This window comes from Bradyrhizobium sp. AZCC 1588 (genome assembly GCF_036924735.1).
Classification (GTDB): domain Bacteria; phylum Pseudomonadota; class Alphaproteobacteria; order Rhizobiales; family Xanthobacteraceae; genus Bradyrhizobium.
On the sequence record NZ_JAZHSC010000001.1, the window covers coordinates 67,977 to 86,809 of the forward strand.

General features: G+C 62.3%; 16 protein-coding genes and 1 pseudogene. 3 read left to right on the forward strand and 14 right to left on the reverse strand.

Features of this window, described 5'->3' with window-relative positions; translation table 11 throughout:
• Positions 1 to 159: 159 nt before the first annotated feature.
• Positions 160 to 1,416 carry an Hsp70 family protein gene (locus V1277_RS00280; protein WP_334414559.1) on the forward strand — a complete coding sequence of 419 codons (1,257 nt, stop codon included), beginning with the start codon at positions 160 to 162 and terminating at the stop codon, positions 1,414 to 1,416.
• A 29-nt stretch (positions 1,417 to 1,445) separates the two neighbouring features.
• On the opposite strand, the gene V1277_RS00285 is transcribed toward V1277_RS00280, so the two are convergent.
• The 14 genes and pseudogenes from V1277_RS00285 to V1277_RS00350 form a co-directional block, all read right to left on the reverse strand.
• On the reverse strand, positions 1,446 to 1,973 hold the full coding sequence (locus V1277_RS00285; protein WP_334414560.1) for a carboxymuconolactone decarboxylase family protein: 528 nt from the start codon (positions 1,971 to 1,973) through the stop codon (positions 1,446 to 1,448).
• Between the two features lie 524 nt (positions 1,974 to 2,497).
• The gene (locus V1277_RS00290; RefSeq protein WP_334414561.1) at positions 2,498 to 2,857 is read right to left on the reverse strand and encodes a Zn-ribbon domain-containing OB-fold protein; all 360 of its coding nucleotides are present in this window, start codon (positions 2,855 to 2,857) and stop codon (positions 2,498 to 2,500) included.
• Complete coding sequence (locus V1277_RS00295; RefSeq protein ID WP_334414562.1) at positions 2,854 to 3,990, reverse strand: thiolase family protein; 1,137 nt, start codon at positions 3,988 to 3,990, stop codon at positions 2,854 to 2,856. The genes V1277_RS00290 and V1277_RS00295 overlap by 4 nt, the downstream gene beginning before the upstream one ends.
• A 131-nt stretch (positions 3,991 to 4,121) precedes the next feature.
• Positions 4,122 to 5,288, reverse strand: coding sequence for an acyl-CoA dehydrogenase family protein (locus V1277_RS00300; RefSeq protein WP_334414563.1), 1,167 nt, complete (start codon positions 5,286 to 5,288; stop codon positions 4,122 to 4,124).
• Between the two features lie 9 nt (positions 5,289 to 5,297).
• Positions 5,298 to 6,500 (reverse strand): CaiB/BaiF CoA transferase family protein, encoded by a 1,203-nt coding sequence (locus V1277_RS00305; protein WP_334414564.1) that lies wholly within the window; start codon positions 6,498 to 6,500, stop codon positions 5,298 to 5,300.
• Positions 6,501 to 6,652: 152 nt separating this feature from the next.
• Positions 6,653 to 6,853: a hypothetical protein gene (locus V1277_RS00310; RefSeq protein ID WP_334375971.1), complete on the reverse strand. Its 201-nt coding sequence runs from the start codon at positions 6,851 to 6,853 to the stop codon at positions 6,653 to 6,655.
• Between the two features lie 182 nt (positions 6,854 to 7,035).
• Positions 7,036 to 8,205, reverse strand: a complete 1,170-nt coding sequence (locus tag V1277_RS00315; protein WP_334414565.1) for an acetyl-CoA acetyltransferase — start codon at positions 8,203 to 8,205, stop codon at positions 7,036 to 7,038.
• A 56-nt stretch (positions 8,206 to 8,261) separates the two neighbouring features.
• On the reverse strand, positions 8,262 to 8,912 hold the full coding sequence (gene eda / locus V1277_RS00320; protein ID WP_334414566.1) for a bifunctional 4-hydroxy-2-oxoglutarate aldolase/2-dehydro-3-deoxy-phosphogluconate aldolase: 651 nt from the start codon (positions 8,910 to 8,912) through the stop codon (positions 8,262 to 8,264).
• Positions 8,909 to 9,856 (reverse strand): sugar kinase, encoded by a 948-nt coding sequence (locus V1277_RS00325; protein ID WP_334414567.1) that lies wholly within the window; start codon positions 9,854 to 9,856, stop codon positions 8,909 to 8,911. The genes eda and V1277_RS00325 overlap by 4 nt, the downstream gene beginning before the upstream one ends.
• Before the next feature lie 33 nt (positions 9,857 to 9,889).
• Complete coding sequence (denD, locus tag V1277_RS00330) at positions 9,890 to 10,873, reverse strand: D-erythronate dehydrogenase (RefSeq protein WP_334414568.1); 984 nt, start codon at positions 10,871 to 10,873, stop codon at positions 9,890 to 9,892.
• Between the two features lie 189 nt (positions 10,874 to 11,062).
• On the reverse strand, positions 11,063 to 11,998 hold the full coding sequence (locus V1277_RS00335; RefSeq protein ID WP_334414569.1) for a carbohydrate ABC transporter permease: 936 nt from the start codon (positions 11,996 to 11,998) through the stop codon (positions 11,063 to 11,065).
• Positions 11,991 to 12,950, reverse strand: coding sequence for a carbohydrate ABC transporter permease (locus tag V1277_RS00340; protein WP_213249782.1), 960 nt, complete (start codon positions 12,948 to 12,950; stop codon positions 11,991 to 11,993). The genes V1277_RS00335 and V1277_RS00340 overlap by 8 nt, the downstream gene beginning before the upstream one ends.
• Positions 12,951 to 13,072: 122 nt before the next feature.
• Positions 13,073 to 14,393 (reverse strand): annotated as a pseudogene (locus tag V1277_RS00345) (ABC transporter substrate-binding protein).
• A 56-nt stretch (positions 14,394 to 14,449) separates the two neighbouring features.
• A complete protein-coding gene (locus V1277_RS00350; RefSeq protein ID WP_334414570.1) occupies positions 14,450 to 15,517 on the reverse strand; it encodes an ABC transporter ATP-binding protein in 1,068 nt (355 codons plus the stop codon).
• Between the two features lie 193 nt (positions 15,518 to 15,710).
• On the opposite strand from V1277_RS00350, the gene V1277_RS00355 reads away from it, so the two are divergent.
• Positions 15,711 to 16,769 (forward strand): LacI family DNA-binding transcriptional regulator, encoded by a 1,059-nt coding sequence (locus tag V1277_RS00355; protein ID WP_334414571.1) that lies wholly within the window; start codon positions 15,711 to 15,713, stop codon positions 16,767 to 16,769.
• Positions 16,770 to 16,928: 159 nt separating this feature from the next.
• Positions 16,929 to 18,749 carry an IlvD/Edd family dehydratase gene (locus tag V1277_RS00360; protein WP_213285947.1) on the forward strand — a complete coding sequence of 607 codons (1,821 nt, stop codon included), beginning with the start codon at positions 16,929 to 16,931 and terminating at the stop codon, positions 18,747 to 18,749.
• Positions 18,750 to 18,833: the final 84 nt, after the last annotated feature.

Here is an 18,833-nt window from a genome sequence, read left to right on the forward strand (position 1 = left end):
GGATTGATTTGCCAACCCGCCGCACGAAAGAAATTGATCTGTGGATCGGGCCCATCGGTCAACAACCCGCACGCGGGATTCGCAAGGGAAAACACGCCGAGATAGGGGTGGATTGATGGCCTCGTAATGTGTAAACGGGCGCTCCCTCCCGGAGCTCCCATGTCGATCTGCGGTCTTGATTTCGGAACGTCGAACACGACGCTCGGCACCATGGAAGGCCGGGCGCCGGTTCTGGTGGCGCTGGAGGCGGCGCACAGCACGATTCCCAGCGCGATCTTCTATGAGGCGGATGGCGGCGTTCTGATCGGCCGCAGGGCCATGGAAGCCTATGTCGAAGGCACGGCCGGCCGCCTGATGCGCAGCCTCAAATCGGTGCTCGGTACCTCGCTGATCGAGGAAACCACCCGGCTGGGCCGAGCGCGGGTCAGCTTCCGTGATGTGATTGCCTATTACCTCGGCGCAGTCAAACGTCGCGCGGAACAGGCCACGGGCCGCCAACTGCGCCGTGTCGTTCATGGCCGTCCCGTACATTTCGTCGATAATGCGCCGGACGCCGACCGCAAGGCGGAGCAAACCCTGCGATCGATTGCGCAGGGGATCGGTTTCGAGGAGGTCACTTTTCAGTTCGAACCGATTGCGGCAGCGCTGGACTATGAGCGGCAAACCACTTCCGAGGAACTGGCATTGATCGCCGATATCGGCGGCGGCACGTCCGACTTCTCGATCGTGCGGCTGGGTCCCGAACGCCACGGCAAGGCCGATCGTACAGCCGATATTCTCGCCAATGATGGCGTCCGCATCGGAGGCACCGATTTCGACCGTCAGCTCAGTCTCGGCGTGGTCATGCCGCTGTTCGGATTCCGCAGCGCCATGAAGCGCGCCGGGCTCGACGTGCCGTCGAGTTATTTTCACGACCTCGCCACCTGGTCGAACATCAACCGCATGTATGAGCCGCGCGTGATGGCGGATATCCGCCAGGTGCGGCTGCAGGCGGCCGAGCCGGAACTTCTCGATCGGCTGATCCGCGTGGTCCACGAGCAGCGCGGCCATACGCTGGCAATGGAAGTCGAAGATGCCAAGATCGCCCTGTCCGAGAGGCGGCGGGCGGACATTCCGTTGGAGTGGGTTGCCCCCGGTCTCAGCGCCGAAATCGGCCGCCCCGACCTCGTCAACCATACCAGGCAGTTGGCCGACCGCATCGCGGCGCGCATCAGGAACTGCCTCGTTCAGGCGGGATTGGCCGCTGAAGATATCGACTCCGTGTTCCTGACCGGCGGCTCGGTAAACCTCGCCCACGTCCACAAGGCGATCACCCAAGCCGTGCCCTCAGCCCGCATCGTCGAAGGCGACATCTTCGGCGCCGTCGGCAAGGGGCTGACGCTGGAGGCGCTACGGCGATACGGCCCCGCGAATTGAGATCAGCGGCTCTCGGACCCAGCCGCCGCTCACCCCACCACTTCCGTCACCGGCTGCATGTCGATGGCAAAGGTTTCCAGAAATTTCGACGTCATGATGTAGAAGCCGACCGAAAGCTGCAGTTCGACCAATGCGGCCGGCGTCAGCTTGGCTGCAATCGCGTTGAACGTTGCCTCCGTCGGTTTGTGACGCCTGACGATCTCGTCGGTGAAGGCGAGCGCGGCGCGCTGTACGTCGTTGAAGCAGGTCGCCGCCTCCCAGTTTTCCAGCGCCTCGTTCTGCTCGTCGGTCACGCCGACGTTCTTGCCAATTCGCTTATGGGCGACGATCTCGTAAGGCGCCTCGCACAGGATGCCGGTGCGGGTGATGGCGAGCTCGCGCACGATCGGGTCCAGTTCGCCCTTGTGCCTGATGGCCCCGCCCAGCCGGCAGTATTGTTCGAGGTAGCTCGGCGAGTGTGCCATCATCCGGAAGATGTTCGCATTGCGGTTTTTGCCGAGCAGTTCGCGGGTGCGATCGTTGTGCTTGGCAGGATCGCTATATTCGATGCGGGCCATTCGTCACCTTGGGCTTTGGATTTTCTGATTTGCTGACAGAGAGATCATGCACTGCAGCAGGGAGCCGATCAACCGTCGAAACGTTGCGGTCGCAGGTTGGGCCTACGCTCAAGCCGTCAAACACGCTCCAAAAAACTCCCTTTCTCGTGCACAAACCGGCTACGAGCGAGCCAAATTGCCGCCTCAATGCTGGTCGATTCTCCGGACTGTCGATATTCGCTGAGTGGGGACTCAAAAGAGCGAATACTCGTCGCGGGGTGTTCCGAGTAAAACCAAACTGAGCTCATCAGGCCTTCGCGGGCAACGATGACTCATGCCCAAGTCTAGGGAGTTAGGCATGAAGGAAGCCACCAGGAAGGCGGCCTCGGAAGCACTTGCGCAGATGCTGGCGGTAACAGCGATGCTCGTCATCGCCAGCGTTGTGTTCTACTGGCACTGAATGTTGACGCGTCGAAGCACTCAGATTTTTCACCCGTTCCGCGTAATTCTGGGTTGCTTCGTTGCGTGAGCATTTTAGCTGAACCTCACTTCGTTTTCTCGAAATACGGGACCAGCCTTCCTGCAAACAGCCGATAGCTTGCAGTAACGTAATCGCCAATCGCGAGATCATTGGCGCCATGGGCCATCATGCGAAAGTCCTCGGCCGCATCGACCAGCACGATATTGTAGGGAACGTGCGCGCGGGTTTCCGGCGTCGCGGCGCGGCAGACCAGCGACGTCGCATAGACCATCGCTCTCCCGCTGGCGCGCTTCTCGACCGGATCAGGTGCGCCACAGACGGCGCAGAAACTGCGGTGAAAATACTGCGCCTTCCCGCAAGCGCGGCAGGATTGATAGACGATGGCCTCGGCGCCCTTGGTCCAGTCGGCGCGTTTTTCGCTCATCGCACCCGCTCCAGGAACATGCTGACGTGTGACGACAGCACGCCGCCATCGCCATGCAACAGCGCGATCGAGCCATCGCGGACCTGCCGGGAGCCGGCACGCCCGGTCATCTGCAGATGCGTCTCGACGAGATGCGCCATCGCGCCACCGACGCCGCAATGGCCGTAGCTCAAGAGACCGCCATGGGTGTTGAGTGGCATGGCGCCGTTGCGGCCAAAATGCCCTGCCCGCACCCGCGCGGCTGCCTCGCCGCGCCCGGCAAGCCCGAGATCTTCCAGCAGCATCGCCAGCGTGATGGTGAAGCTGTCATAGACCGCGGCGTAACGTACGTCCGAGATCGCGAGACCGGATGCGGCCTTGGCCTTGGCGACAGCGATTTCGGCACCGAGTTCGCCTAGAGCGGGAGCCGCCGTGACGTGCTGATGGGTATGCGCTTGCGCGCAGCCGCGCACGCGAATGCCGGTCGCGCCGGTGCGCTCGCGGCTGACGACGAACGCCGCGCCGCCATCCGACACCGGGCAGCAATCCAGCAGCTTCAATGGCATCGCAACCGGCTTTGAGGCCATCACGTCGGCGACCGTGATCGGTTCGTGGAACTGCGCACCGGGATGGGTCATCGCGTGCGCGCGCATCAGAACCGCGAACTCGGCGAGATCTTCCTCGGTGACGCCGTATTCGTGCATGTAGCGCGAGGCGACGAGGCCGTAATAGGCGGGAATGGTCGGCCCCAGTGGCACCTCGTAATCGGGGTGGCCGACCTGCGCCAGCGCCTGGATCGAGGCATCGCGGCTCTGGCCGGTGAGACGGTTTTCGCCGCCGACCACAAGCATATGCCTTGCGACGCCGGCGTCGACCAGATGATGCGCCAGCATGGTCATGGCAAGCCCGGTGGCGCCGCCGACCTGGACGGCATGTGCGTAGGACGGCTGGATGCCAAAATGCTCGGCGAACACGGTTGCGAGCATGATGTGCGGCGACACTGTCGAATAGCCGCAAAGAATGCCGTCGATCTCGGATCGCTTCAGCCCAGCGTCGGCGATGGCAAGCTCGGCCGCCTTGCTCATGAGATCGAGCGAGGACGAGCCTTCGTGCTTGCCATAGGACGTCAGTCCGACGCCGGTGATGAAGCTCATGGTTCTCTAACCGCGTTGAACTTCGTCATTCCGGGAATGGTCCGAAGGACCAGACCCGGAATCTCGAGATTCCGGGTTCGTCGCTTCGCGCCGCCCCGGAATGACGTTGTGGGTAGACCGATTTCCCATCCTCAATACGACTTCGGCAGCCCCAGCACCTTCTCGGCGATGAAGCTGAGGATAAGCTGCGGGCTGATCGGCGCGATGCGCGGGATCAGGGATTCCCGCAAATAGCGCTCGACGTGATATTCCTTGGCGTAACCGAAACCGCCGTGCGTCATCACCGCCTGCTCGCAGGCGTGAAAGCCGGCTTCGGCGGCGAGATATTTCGCGGCGTTGGCGGCCGGACCGCACTGCATGCCCTGGTCGTATTGCCAGCCGGCTGAGAGCACCATCAGCCACGCGGCTTCCAGTTCCATCCAGTTCTTCGCTAAGGGGTGCTGGATGCCCTGGTTCATGCCGATCGGGCGATTGAACACGACACGGTTCTTCGCATAGGCCGCGGCCCGCGATAGCGCGACCTGCCCCAGCCCCACCGCTTCCGCTGCGATCAGGATGCGCTCGGGGTTCATGCCGTGCAGGATATATTCGAAGCCGCGGCCCTCTTCACCCAGACGATCCTCGACCGGAATTTCAAAATTCTCGAAGAACAGTTCGTTTGAATCGACGGGCTTGCGGCCCATCTTCTCGATCTCGTGCACGGTGACGCGCTGCTTGTCGAAATCCGTATAGAACAGGCTCAAACCGTGGGTCGGGTTCTTCACCTCTTCCAGCGGCGTGGTGCGCGCCAGCAGCAGGATCTTGTTGGCGACCTGGGCGGTCGAAATCCAGACTTTTTGCCCGTTGACGACATATCTGTCGCCCTTGCGCACCGCGCGGGTTTTCAACTGCGTGGTGTTGAGCCCGGTGTTGGGCTCGGTCACCGCAAAGCAGGACTTGTCGCGGCCGTCGATGATCGGCGGCAGCATGCGCGTGCATTGCTCCTTGGTGCCGAATACGACCACGGGATTGAGCCCGAACACGTTCATATGCACAGCGGACGCACCCGACATGCCGGCCCCGGATTCCGCAATCGTCCGCATCATGATCGCGGCGTCAGTAATGCCGAGCCCGGACCCGCCATATTCGTCGGGGATGCAGATGCCGAGCCAGCCGGCATCCGCCAGCGCGCGGTGGAAGTCGGCGGGGTAGCCGCCCTCCTTGTCCTTCTTCAGCCAATAGGCATCGTCGAAGCGCGAGCAGATTTTGCCGACCGCGTCGCGGATCGATTCCTGGTTGGCGGATAGCGCGAAATCCATGTGTCCGTCCTATGTGTTTGGCACGGCCTTGGTGACACCATCGCGTACCAAAGCGGCAATGTCGTCCGCCGAGAAACCCGCTTCGCTGAGGATTTCAGCGCCGTGCTCGCTGAGGCGCGGCGCCAGCCGCTTGGTTTCAATCGGCGTTTCGGAAAATCGCGCCGATGGCTTCATGTTGCGGATGCGGCCCTCGGTCGGATGATCGACGACCGGGAAGAAATCGGTTGCGACGATGTGGGGATCGCCGAGCAGGCTCTCGAGATCATGCATCGGCATGACCGGCACGTCGGCCTTCTCCAGGATCGCCGACCATTCGGCGGTGGTTTTGGTCTCGAGGATGCGCGCCAACTCGGCATAGACAGCGTCGATATTGGCGGCGCGGCCGGCGAAGGTCGCAAATTTCGGGTGGACGCGAAGGTCGTCACGGCCGGTGGCGTCGAAGAAATTCTGCCACTGCTTGTCGTTATAGACGATAACGCAGATATAGCCGTCGGAGGTCTTGTAAGGTCGGCGGTCCGGCGACAGGTGCCGGGCATAGCCGCCCTTGTCGAGCGGCGGTTCATAGGTGAGCCCGCCCATGTGGTCGCCCATCACGAAACCGGCCATGGTTTCGAACATCGGAATATCGACGCGCTGGCCGCGCCCGGTGCGGTTACGATCGACGAGACTGGCGCAAATCGCGCCCACCGCGGTGAGCCCGACGATACGGTCGACCAGCGCATTGGGCACGTAGCGCGGCACGCCGTCTGCCGTTTGCGCCATCAGCGCCGGCAGTGCGGTCGCGCCCTGGATCAGGTCGTCATAGGCGGGTTTTGCTGCATAGGGCCCATCCTGGCCGAAGCCGAATACGCCGGCGTAGATCAGGCGCGGATTGATTTTCGCGACCACGTCGTAGCCGAGATTCAGCCGCGCCATCGCCTGCGGGCGCACATTGTAAACCAGCACGTCGGCCGATTTGATCAGCCGCAGCACGGCGTCACGCCCCGCCGGCTTCTTCAAATCGAGGCAGATCGAGCGCTTGCTGCGGTTGGTGTTGAGGAACACCGGCCCCATGCCGGGATGACGGGTCGGCCCGATCTGCCGCGTCACGTCGCCGTCGAGCGATTCAACCTTGATGACGTCGGCGCCGTAATCGCCGAGCATCTGGGTAGCATAGGGCCCCATCAGCACGGTCGTCATGTCGATGACCTTGATGCCCGCCAATGGTCCCATGGATCAGCCTGCTCCCGATACGCGGCCATCATCGGTCCGCATTGTTGTCTGGGAACCAAGTAACGGCAGGCGCTTACGAAGATCAAGGCGCGCTCAGCGTATGGGCGTATGCGCGATAGCGGTTATTTCTTCGATGGCTATTTCTTCGATAGTTATTTCTTGGCCCTGGCGTCGCGTTCCCGGGTCAGCCGTTCCAACTCTTCATTCTGCTGACTGAGCCGGTCGGCGATACGCGCTTCGTTCCGTTCGCCGGAGGCCGCGGCAGCCTGTTCGATCAACTGGCGGATGTTGTCTTCCAGAATCCTGATCCGGTTGTTCAGTTCTGCCTCTGACATCGAACTTTCGTTGCTCATAATGCACGCTCCGGAAAACTGTAGGGTGGGCAAAGCCACCGGGTCGAGCGAATGCGCGCCCGATGGCAGGCTCCGCGTGCCCACCCAGTCTCACCTCTCGGCACTCATGGTGGGCACGGCGCAGGTGCGCCTTGCCCACCCTACGGATCGGATGCCTCCCTTTCGCGCGGCATGATGCAACGCTACTTCGCGGGCTCCAGCACGGAGACGTAGTTCGCCACCGCCGCGCCGCCCATATTGAAGATGCCGGCAAGTTTTGCGTTGTTGAGCTGCATGCCCTCGGGCGCCTGGCCGACGAGCTGCATCGCGCTCATCACGTGCATGGAGACACCGGTGGCGCCGATCGGGTGGCCCTTGGCCTTCAGGCCGCCGGACGGATTAACCGGCAGCTTGCCGTCCTTCTGGGTCCAGCCCTCCAAAATCGCGCGGGCGCCCTGCCCGCGTGGCGTCAGGCCCATCGCTTCATATTCGATCAGTTCGGCGACGGTGAAGCAGTCGTGGGTTTCGACAAAAGACAGGTCGGAGAGTTGAACGCCGGCCTGCGCCAGCGCGCGCTGCCAGGCCACCGTGCAGCCTTCGAACTGCAGGATGTCGCGCTTGGACATCGGCAGGAAATCCTGCGCATGCGCGGTGGCACGGAAATTCACCGCCTTGCCCATCGTCTTGGCGGTCTCCGAATCCGTCAGCACCAGCGCTGCCGCGCCGTCCGACACCAGCGAGCAATCCGTGCGCTTCAGGGGGCCGGCGACATAGGGATTCTTCTCGCTCTCGGCGCGGCAGAACTCGAAGCCATAATCCTTGCGCATCTGCGCATACGGGTTGGCGACGCCGTTCTTGTGGTTCTTGGCCGCGATCATCGCCAGCGCGTCCGACTGGTCGCCGTATTTCTGGAAATAGCTTTGCGCGATCTTGCCGAACACGCCGGCAAAGCCGCCGACGGTATCGCCATCCTCGGGCAAATAGGACGCCTTCAGGAGGTAGCGTCCGATATCGGCCGACGGCGTCCGCGTCATTTGCTCGACGCCGACCACCAGCACGATCCTGGCCGCGCCCGAGGCGATCGCCCGGATACCCTGGTGCACCGCCGCCGAGCCGGTGGCACAGGCATTTTCGACCCGCGTAGCCGGCTTGAAGCGCAGTTTCGGGTCGGCCTGCAGCACCAGCGAGGCGGTAAAATCCTGCGGTGAGAAGCCCGCGTTGAAATGCCCGAGCACGATCTCGTCGACGTCTTCGGCCGAGATGCCGGCGTCGGCAAGCGCATCGGTCGCAACCTTGACCACGAGGCTCTCGACGGTTTCCGCGTCGAACTTGCCGAATGGCGTGTGCGCCCATCCGACGATGCTGGCTGTCATGGTCGTTCTCCCTATTTCGGTTCTGAGGGCTTTTGTAGCCTATCGGGGAACAGACTTCACGCCGGTTTCAGCGATTTCATCGCCCGCGCGCACATGGCGGTTATGCCGGGCCAGTTCCCGGATCGGATGTCGGCGGGCGGGCAGAGCCAGGAACCGCCAACCGCCACGACATTTGGTTCGGCCAGCCAGGAGGCTGCATTGGCCTCCCCGATGCCGCCAGTCGGGCAAACCCTGACATTCGGAAACGGTCCCGCCAGCGCCCGAAGTGCCTTGATACCGCCGGACTGCTCAGCCGGGAAGAATTTAACGATGTCGAAGCCGGCCGCCAGCGCCTGCATCAGCTCGGACGCGGTCGCAATCCCTGGGGCAAATGGCAGGTCGCTCGCGGCGGCGGCTTTCAAGAGCTCCGGCGTCGCGCCCGGGCTGATACCGAATTTGGCCCCGAGCGCGCGCGCCCGCGCCAAGTCGTCGGCGTTCAGGATCGTGCCAATGCCGACGATAGCGTCCGGCACCTCTGCGATCATGGCCTTGGCGGCATCCGCGGCGACCGGCGTCCGCAGGGTGACTTCCAGCACGCGCACCCCGCCTGCCACCAGAGCGCGCGCCAGCGGCACCGCGTCTTCCAGCCGCTCGATGGTGAGCACCGGGATCACCGTCGCGGACTGGAAGATCGTGGCGAGCTGTTCCTGCCTTGTGGCTGCGGTCATGGAGATGCCTTGCGAGAGGTAGCGGGAATGAGGTCGGTCGGCATCGCTGCACGCGGGATGATCGCCCCGGGGTGGCATACCACAACGCCGGCGAGGCGGTGTCCCGCGCGGGCGGCCTCAACCGGGTCCGCGCCGGCAAGGCGCGCGGCAACATAGGCGGCGGCAAAACTGTCGCCGGCCGCCGTGGTATCGACGACGGGCGCTCGCAGCGGCTCGGCCTGCGTCCGATGCAGCACACCTTCAAAGCGCAGAACCGTTGCGGGTTTGAGCAATTTCAGCACGACCTCCGCGCTGGGTATGCGTGATAGCAACTCATCGTCGCTCTCGTAGGGAAAGAGCGGCAACAAATCCTCAAGCGAGGCCAGAACGATGTCAGAAATCTCAAAGGCTTCGCGAAAGACCACGCGCGCGATATCCGGATCGGGCCAGCCGCGCGCACGAAAATTAGTGTCGAACGCAAAACGCGTCCCTCTCTCCCGCGCGCGCTTGATCGCCGCAAACAGCCGCGCCCGCCCCTCCGGGCTGTAGAGCGACAGTGTAATGGCCGAGAGATAGATGACATCGTAGCTGGCGAGCGCATTCAGTATCTCCGGTGTCTCCGGCAAATCCATCAGGCTGCGGGCGGCGGCGCTGTCGCGCCAATGAAAGAACCGGCGTTCGCCTTTGTCGTCGGTCTCGATCATGTAGAGACCCGGCAGTTTGCCGGGCAGCCGCGCCACGCGCGCCGTCCCGACACCCTCCGCGGCCCAGCCTGCTATCATCTCATCGCTAAGGCTATCGTCGCCGAGCGCAGTGATGTAGTCGGCGCTGGCGCCGAGGCGCGCGAGATAGACGGCGGTATTGAGCGTATCGCCGCCGTAGCCGCGCGAATACAGGCCAGCCTCATTCCCTTGAGCCTGCTTCAGCTCGATCATGCATTCGCCGATGCAGGCTACCTTGCTCATGACCGCATCCGCGCGATTGGACGTGAGATCGCGTCAGGCCGCGAACTTACCGCCGAGTTCATCCTCGATATGGATCCGGATGATGTCGTCAAACGTCTTTTCCGCGGTGGTGAAGCCGAGCTTGAGGGCGCGGTCGGTGGAAAAATCGCGCGGCCAGCCGGAGACGATACCGATGATGGTCGGGTCGGGCACGCGCTTGATGCGCGCGGTGACGTTCTTGCCGGCGACGCGGTCGAGCGCCGCGATCTGTTCGCCGACGGTCACCGACATGCCGGGCATACTGAGGTTACGCCGCGGCCCCATCGCGTTAAGATCCATGGTGCCGGCGTGGACCAGAAAGCCCACCGCCGATTTCGGCGAGGCGTGCCAGTGCCGCACATCCTCGGAGACCGGCAATACGGCCTCCTCGCCGGCGAGCGGCTCGCGAATGATGTTGGAGAAGAAGCCGGAGGCCGCCTTGTTCGGCTTGCCCGGCCGTACGCAGATCGTCGGCAGGCGGATCGAGATGCCGTCGAGCAGGCCCTTGCGGGTATAGTCATTGATCAAGAGTTCGCAGATCGACTTCTGCGTGCCATAGCTCGTCAGGGGGGTATGAAAGAACTCGTCGCCGATCTTTTCCGGGAAAGGCGCGCCGAACACTGCGATCGACGACGTGAACACCAGCCGCGGCTTGTAACCGCCGCCGGCGTGGCGGATGGCATCGATCAGGTATCGCGTGCCGTCGAGATTGATCCGGTAGCCCTTGTCGAATTCGGCCTCGGCCTCGCCGGAAACGATCGCGGCGAGATGGAAGATCACGTCCGGTCGATGCGCGATCAGTGGCTCCGCCGCGCCGGGATCGGCAAAATCGGAAGCCACGACTTGTACAGGGATCGACGCGTTGGGCTTGGTGGGCGCCACCACGTCCTGCAGTGTCATTCGGGTGATGTCGTGCTTGCCGAGGCGGCCGTCGCGCAGCAACCGTTCGGTCAGCTTGCGGCCCACCATGCCGGCGGCGCCGAGAATCAGAATGTGCAAGACCCCTACTCCCTCTTCATACTTGGTCGTCCCGGCCTTGAGCCGGGACCCATACGCCGCAGCCGATGCAATCGAGATGGGATGGTTGACGGCTTCGTCTCAACAATTGCCGCCGGTGGTTATGGGTCCCTGCTTTCGCAGGGACGACAGCGATAGTTTTGCTATTTCTTGATGCGGACCTTTACGCGCCTATTCTTTCACGGCTCCCGTCATGGCCGACACATAGTGCTCGACGAAGAAGGCGTAAAGGATGACGAGCGGCAAAGAGCCCGCCAGCGCACCCGCCATCAGCGAGCCCCAGCGATAGATATCGCCATCGACGAATTCGTTGACGATTGCGACCGGCACCGTCTTGTTGGAGGTCGATTGCAGGAACGTCAGCGCATAGATGAACTCGTTCCAGCACAGCGTGAAGCAGAAGATGAACGCCGAGATCAGTCCGGGAATCGCCAGCGGCAGCACGATCTTGATCAGGATCTGCCAGCGGCTGGCGCCATCGATCAGCGCGCATTCCTCCAGCTCGAACGGGATGGTCTTGAAGTAGCCCATCAGCAGCCAGGTCGAGAACGGGATCAGGATGGTCGGATAGGTCAGGATCAACGCCATCGGCGAGTCGAACAGGCCGTACTGGAACACGACGGTCGCCAGCGGAATGAACAGGATCGACGGCGGCACCAGATAGGCCAGGAAGATCAGGCCGCCGACCATATTGGCGCCCTTGTAGCGTAACCGGACGATGGCATAGGCCGCGAGCACGCTCGCGATGATCGACAGGATGGTGGCGCAGACCGCGACATACATCGTGTTCCAGAGCCACATCGGATAGTGGCTTTCGAACAAGAGCTTGTAAAAGTGCTTGAAGGTCGGATTCCAGGTCCAGAACGGGTTGTATTTGTCGAGATCGAGCAACTGCTCATCCGGTTTGATCGCCGTCAGGCCCATCCAGTAGAACGGGAACAGCAGCACGATGACGATGATCGACAACGGCAGATAGAGCGTCACCAGCCGGCGCGGCACCGACTGCAGATAGCTCATGCCTTCGCTGTGATCGTCCCTCGCGATCGTTGGCGCCGAGCTATGCAGGACGGCCTTGAGATCGATCCGTGAGGTGGGGAGATCAGTCATTGTTTTCCCCTTGCTGCCACTTGCGGCGCTGCAGGCCGAACCAAGACACCATGATGGCGGCGAGGAGGAACGGGATCATCGCGCTCGAGATCGCCGCGCCCTCGCCCAACTGACCCGCGATGATCGCGCGCTGGTACGACAGCGTCGCCATCAGATGCGTGGCATTGACCGGACCGCCCCGCGTCATCGCCCAGATCAACTGGAAGTCGGTGAAGGTGAACAGCACCGAGAAAGTCATCACGACGGCGATGATCGGCGTCAACAGCGGATAGGTGATGAAGCGGAACATCTGCCAGCGCGACGCGCCATCGAGCGTCGCGGCCTCATAGAGCGACGGCTGCACGGTCTGCAGGCCGGCGAGCAGTGTGATCGCGACGAACGGCACACCGCGCCAGATATTGGCGAAGATTACGCAAATGCGGGCCCAGGTCGTGTCGCCGAGGAAATTGATGTTCTGGGTGATCAGGCCCATCTGCTTCAACGACCACGAGATGATCGAGAATTGAGAATCGAAGATCCACCAGAATGCCAGCGCCGACAGCACCGTCGGCACGATGAAGGGAATCAGCACCAGCGCCCGCAGCATCGCCTTGAACGGCATGTTCTCGTTCAACAGCAGCGCCAGATAGAGCCCTATTCCGAATTTGATGGCGCTCGCGATAAACGTGTAGAGAAGCGTGTTGAATACCGAAAGCCAGAAGATCGCGTCATCCCACAGCCATTCGTAATTCTCGGTCCCGACATACTGCCCTACCCGGCCAATACGTGTATCCGTGAATGAGAGCCAGATACCGAGGCCAAGCGGATAGGCCAGAAAGAAGATCAGGAAGGCCAGCGCCGGCACCATGAACCAGAAGCCCAGCCAGTTACGGTTGTGCTTGAGCTGGTCCCACGCGCTGGCCTCGCGGATCTCCGTCTTGGCGCGTCGTGGCGCGATTGCGATGTCAGCCATGCCTGATGTCCCGATTACTGCTTCTTGCTGCGCGTGACTTGCCGAAAAGCCGCCCCCCGCTTTTCCGGATCACGCCTGTATTGACGGAGCGGACGGCGGCACCCGCCGTCCGCTCCGGTTCGTCAGCGATAGATGCGCTTCAATTGCCGTTCGGCTTCCGCGATCGCCGTCTTGGCATCCTTGGCGCCGGTTGCGTAGTTGGCGAACATGTCGACCACCAGGAAGTCGGCGATCGCAGTCGCCGCCTTCTCGCCCGGCGTGCCGATGCCGGACGCGGGCAGCGCGCGCTTGCTGGCCTGGCTGAACACCTGGTTCTTCGGGTCCACCGTCCACACTGGCGAGTTATCGTAGGCATTGAGCGTGTGGGTGAGATACCCGCGCGCACCCATCAGCCACTTGTCATAGTTTTCCTTCTCCAGCATGAAGGCGACGAAGGCTTTTGCCGCGTTCGGATATTTGGTGAACTTGAACGCCAGAATCGGAACGACGAGCTGCAGTTCGGTCGGTTTCCCGATCGGACCGACCGGCCACAGCGCATGATAGGTGTCTTCCGTGAGTTCCTTTTTGCTCGCATCGTCCTTTGCCGCGACATAGATCGAGATGCCGTTGGCGGTGCAATGCAGTTCGCCGGCCAGGAACGCCTTGTTGTTCGACGAGTCGTTCCAGGACGCGACGCCCGGAATGAAGGTCTCGGACAGGGCCTTGCAATATTCCAGCGCCTTCACCGTCTCGGGCGAGTTGATGATGACCTTGTTGTCCTTGTCGACGGTGTAGGCGCCGTGACCCCAGAGGATCCAGTGCAGCCAGGCATTGGCGTCGCCCGAGGCGTGGCCGAGCGGGAAACCAGCCGGCGTGTTGTTCTTCTTCAGTGCCTTGCACATCTCGAGGAAACCCGGGAAGTCCTTCGGGAATTCCTTGAAACCAGCCTTTTCCATCGACGATTTGCGGTAGGTCATGTAGCCGCCGATGGTCGCGACGGGAATGCCAAGCCAGTTGTTGCCCTGCTTGCAGGTCACCGCCGCCGCATCGGTCCAGCCGCCATATTTCTTGCCGAGATAATCGGCAACGTCGTTCAAGCTGCAGCACCTGCGCCGGGAACAGTTGCGGCAGCGTGTGCAGACCCCAGGCGAGGTCGAGGCCCGAGCCGGTGTTGGCGGCAACGGACGCCTTCGGCTGCACGTCCTCGAACGACTCCGAGAACACGTTCATTTCGGTGCCGGTCGCGGCCTTGAACGCGGCGACCATCGCGTTGAACGCATCGTCCTCCGCCGGCACGAAGCGCTTCCAGCGCATCACGGTGAGCTTGGCGCCCTGCTCCGCCTTCCACGGCGAGGCTTGCGCCCAGGCCTTAGCGAAATCGAGCAGTGCGGGTCCGGTCAGCGCGCCGGCGGCTGCCAACGCAGTGCCGCCTTGAAGCAGAGAGCGGCGGGTAAAGTCATTCATAGTCCATCCTCCCTTTGAGTATTTTTGGTTATTGCTCAGCCCATTTTGGTTATTGCTCAGCCATTCAGTCGCTTGCCGGTCGTCTCGTCGAACAGATGCACGAGCGACGGATCCGGCTTGAGCCGGACCTTGTCGCCCGGACTGAATTGATGCCGCTCGCGGAACACGGCGACCACCTGCTCTCCGCCGAGCTTGGCGAAGACCTGGGTTTCCGAGCCGGTCGGCTCGACCACGACGATCTCGGCTTCGGCGCCGTCATCGGCGATGGTGAAATGCTCGGGCCGCACGCCGTAGACCGCCGGCTGGCCTTCCGAATTGGCGGGCGCCGTCTTCAGCGGCAGCTTGACGCCGTTCGGGCCTTCAAAACCGGCGACGCCGTTCGACTTCACCTTGCCTTTAAGGAAATTCATCGCCGGCGAGCCGATGAAGCCCGCGACGAACTGGTTGGCCGGGGTGTCATAGAGTTCGAGCGGAGTGCCCATCTGCTCGACGACGCCGTCATGCATCACCACGATCTTGTCGGCCATCGTCATGGCCTCGATCTGGTCGTGGGTAACGTAGACCGTCGTGGTCTTGAGCCGCTGGTGCAGTTCCTTGATCTCGGTGCGCATCGCAACACGCAGCTTGGCGTCGAGGTTGGACAAGGGCTCGTCGAACAGGAACACTTGGGGGTCGCGCACGATGGCGCGGCCCATGGCGACGCGCTGGCGCTGGCCGCCCGACAATTGCCGGGGATAGCGATCGAGCAACGGGGTCAGTGCCAGGATTTCCGCGGCGCGCTTGACGCCAGTCGAGATTTCCTCGGGCTTGGCGCCGCGCAGCTTGAGCGAAAAGCCCATATTGTCGGCGACCGTCATGTGCGGATAGAGCGCATAGTTCTGAAACACCATGGCAATGTCGCGCTCTTTGGGCTGGACATTGTTGACCACGCGATCGCCGATCGAAATCGTGCCGGAGGTGATGTTTTCGAGGCCCGCAAGCATCCGCAGCAACGTCGACTTGCCACAGCCCGAGGGGCCGACGAGCACGACGAACTCGCCATCCTCGATCGGAATCGACACGCCGTGCAAAACTTCAAAGTTTCCGAACGACTTGCGCACGTCGCGAATCTGTACCGACGACATCGAACTCACTCCCCTCATTTTCTGTTTTGTGGCGCCACAGACGGGCGACGACGCCATGCTGTCTTTTCGACTCTAATGCCGGAAGTCGAATTCAACGGTCATTATCATCCGCAGTTTGGCGGCTTTTAGCAATCCGATGGTAGCGCTGTCAATAATTGTTCAAACGTCTAATTTGTTGTGATATGAGCGCAAGATGGGACGAAAACAGACAAAGTCTGGCAAAATCCGCCTCACCGAGGTCGCCAAGCTCGCCGGCGTCAGCCCAATCACGGCATCACGTTTTTTCAGGAACCCCGAAGCGCTGTCGCTTAGCAAGCGGGAACGCGTCGACAGCGCCGTGAAGGAACTGGGTTACGTACCCAATCTCGCCGCGCGGGCGCTGGCCTCGCACCGTACCGAAGTCATCGGCGTTGTCATTCCTTCTCTCACCAACAACGTGTTCGCCGATGTGTTGCGCGGCATCTACGATTCCTCCGAAGGTAGCCGCTATACCATTCAACTTGCCAATACGCGCTACAGTATCCTGCAGGAGGAAAAGCTGCTGCGCCTGTTTCGGGCGCAGAAGCCTGCGGGATTGATCGTCACCGGCATCAACCAAACCGCGGAATCGCGCACGATCCTGGAGTCGATGAATTGCCCGGTCACGCAGATCATGGAGATCGGCGACAGTCCCGTCGACATGATGGTCGGCTTTTCGCACTACGACGCAGCTTCTGCGGCGATTTCGCACATCCTCGAGCAGGGACGCCGCCGCATCGGATTTCTCGGTGCGCGAATGGACCCCCGCGTGCAGCGGCGGTTCGAAGGGTATCGTGATGCCATGAAAGCGGCCTCGCTGTTCGACCCGAACCTCATCGTCACCACTTCCGTGCCCACGACCGTCACGCTGGGCGGAACGCTGTTCGCCGACCTCCTTGCCCAGACGCCCGATATCGACGCCGTCTTCTGCGTCAACGACGACCTCGCGCTCGGCGTTCTCTTCGAATGCCAGCGTCGGCAGATATCGATTCCCCGTGACTTGGCAATTGTCGGCTTCAACGACCTGGAGTTCACCGCCGCCGCGGTCCCCTCGATCACCAGCGTGCGAACCAATCGCTATGAAATGGGTCGGCACGCCATCACCATGGTGATCGACGCCATCGAGGGCCGTCGTCCCCAGACGCCGGTGCTCGACCTTGGCTTTCAGTTGGTGATCCGTGAAAGCTCAACGCGACAAAGCACCGTGATGGCCGGGTCTGTGGGCATAGATTGAGCGTGGATAGAAAATGGTAGCGCTATCTTTTGCCCCGAACTAAGATCGGGTGCTCAGCAGGACACGGGCGAAGCGCGTTGCGGCGGATGAAATTTTCAGCATGGTGCGATCGCCGCCGTGATTTTAGCCGCCCACGAGCTTGCAGTGCGGGAGGAACCAATGAAAAAGAACGACAACAAGACTGCCACCAATGGCAAGGGCCGAAGACTACGTTCCCTCGAGTGGTTCGATAATCCGCATAATCCGGGGATGACGGCGCTCTATCTCGAGCGCTACCTCAATTACGGCCTGACCCGCGAGGAATTGCAATCCGGCAAGCCGATCATCGGCATCGCCCAGACCGGCAACGACCTCTCCCCGTGCAACCGCCACCATCTCGAACTGGCGCATCGCGTACGCGAGGGCATTCGGGCCGCCGGCGGAATCGCCATGGAATTCCCAACGCATCCGATCCAGGAGACCGGCAAACGGCCGACGGCGGCACTCGACCGCAACCTCGCCTATCTCGGCCTGGTCGAAGTCCTGTTCGGCTATCCCCTCGACGGCGTGGTGCTGACCACCGGCTGCGATAAGACCACGCCGGCCTGCCTGATGGCGGCGGCGACCGTCAATCTGCCCGCAATCGTGCTCTCGGGCGGCCCGATGCTGAACGGCTGGCACAACGGCGAGCGCACCGGCTCCGGCACCATCGTCTGGAAAGCCCGCGAGATGCTTGCCGCCGGCGAGATCGACTACAACGGCTTCATCGAACTCGTGGCGTCCTCGACCCCGTCGGTCGGCCATTGCAATACCATGGGCACCGCCTCGACCATGAACTCGCTGGCGGAAGCGCTCGGCATGTCGCTGCCGGGCTGCGCCGCGATCCCGGCGCCGCATCGCGAGCGCGGTCAGATCGCCTACGAGACGGGAAAACGGATCGTCGAAATGGTCTGGGAGGATCTCAAGCCCTCCGACATCCTGACCCGCAAGGCGTTCGAGAACTGCATCGTCGTGAATTCGGCGATCGGCGGCTCGACCAACGCGCCGATCCACATCAACGCACTGGCGCGGCATATCGGCGTCGAGCTCTCGATCGACGACTGGCAGAAACATGGCCACGACATCCCGCTCTTGGTGAACATGCAGCCGGCCGGCTTCTATCTCGGCGAGGAATACCATCGCGCCGGCGGCGTGCCGGCGGTGGTGCGCGAATTGATGGCGCACAAGCGCATCCATGAAGACGCCGTCACGGTCAACGGCCGTACCATCGGAGAGAACTGCCGCGAGGCGCCAAAGCCCGACGGCGACGTGATCTGGAGCTACGACAAGCCGCTGGTGAAAGATGCGGGCTTCCTGGTGCTGCGCGGCAACCTGTTCGATTCCGCAATCATGAAGACCAGCGTGATTTCGAAGGAATTCCGCGACCGCTATTTGATCAATCCGAAAGACCCGAATGCGTTCGAGGGGCGCGCCATCGTGTTCGAGGGACCGGAGGACTATCACGACCGGATCGACGATCCCTCGCTCAATATCGACGAGCACTGCGTGCTCTTCATCCGCGGCGCCGGACCGATCGGCTATCCCGGCGGCGCCGAGGTCGTCAACATGCAGCCGCCCGCGGCGCTGATCAAACGCGGCATCCTCTCGCTGCCCTGCATCGGCGACGGAAGGCAGTCCGGCACCTCGGGTTCACCCTCGATCCTCAACGCCTCGCCCGAGGCCGCCGCCGATGGCGGACTGGCGATCTTAAGGACCGGCGACAAGGTTCGCATCGACCTCAACACGGGCGACGCCAACATCCTGATCTCGAGCGATGAATTGAAGAAGCGCCGCGCCGAGTTGAAGGACAAGGGCGGCTTCCCCTACCCGGCCCACCAGACGCCGTGGCAGGAGCTCTACCGCTCGACCGTCGGACAGCAGGCCACTGGCGCCTGCATGGAGCTCGCCACGCGCTATCAGAATATCGCGGGCACGGTCGGCGTGGCGCGGGACAATCATTAAGCCATCGCTCATCAGGCAACCACCGTCATTGCGAGCGTAGCGAAGCAATCCAGAAATCCCTCTGCGGAAACGGTCTGGATTGCT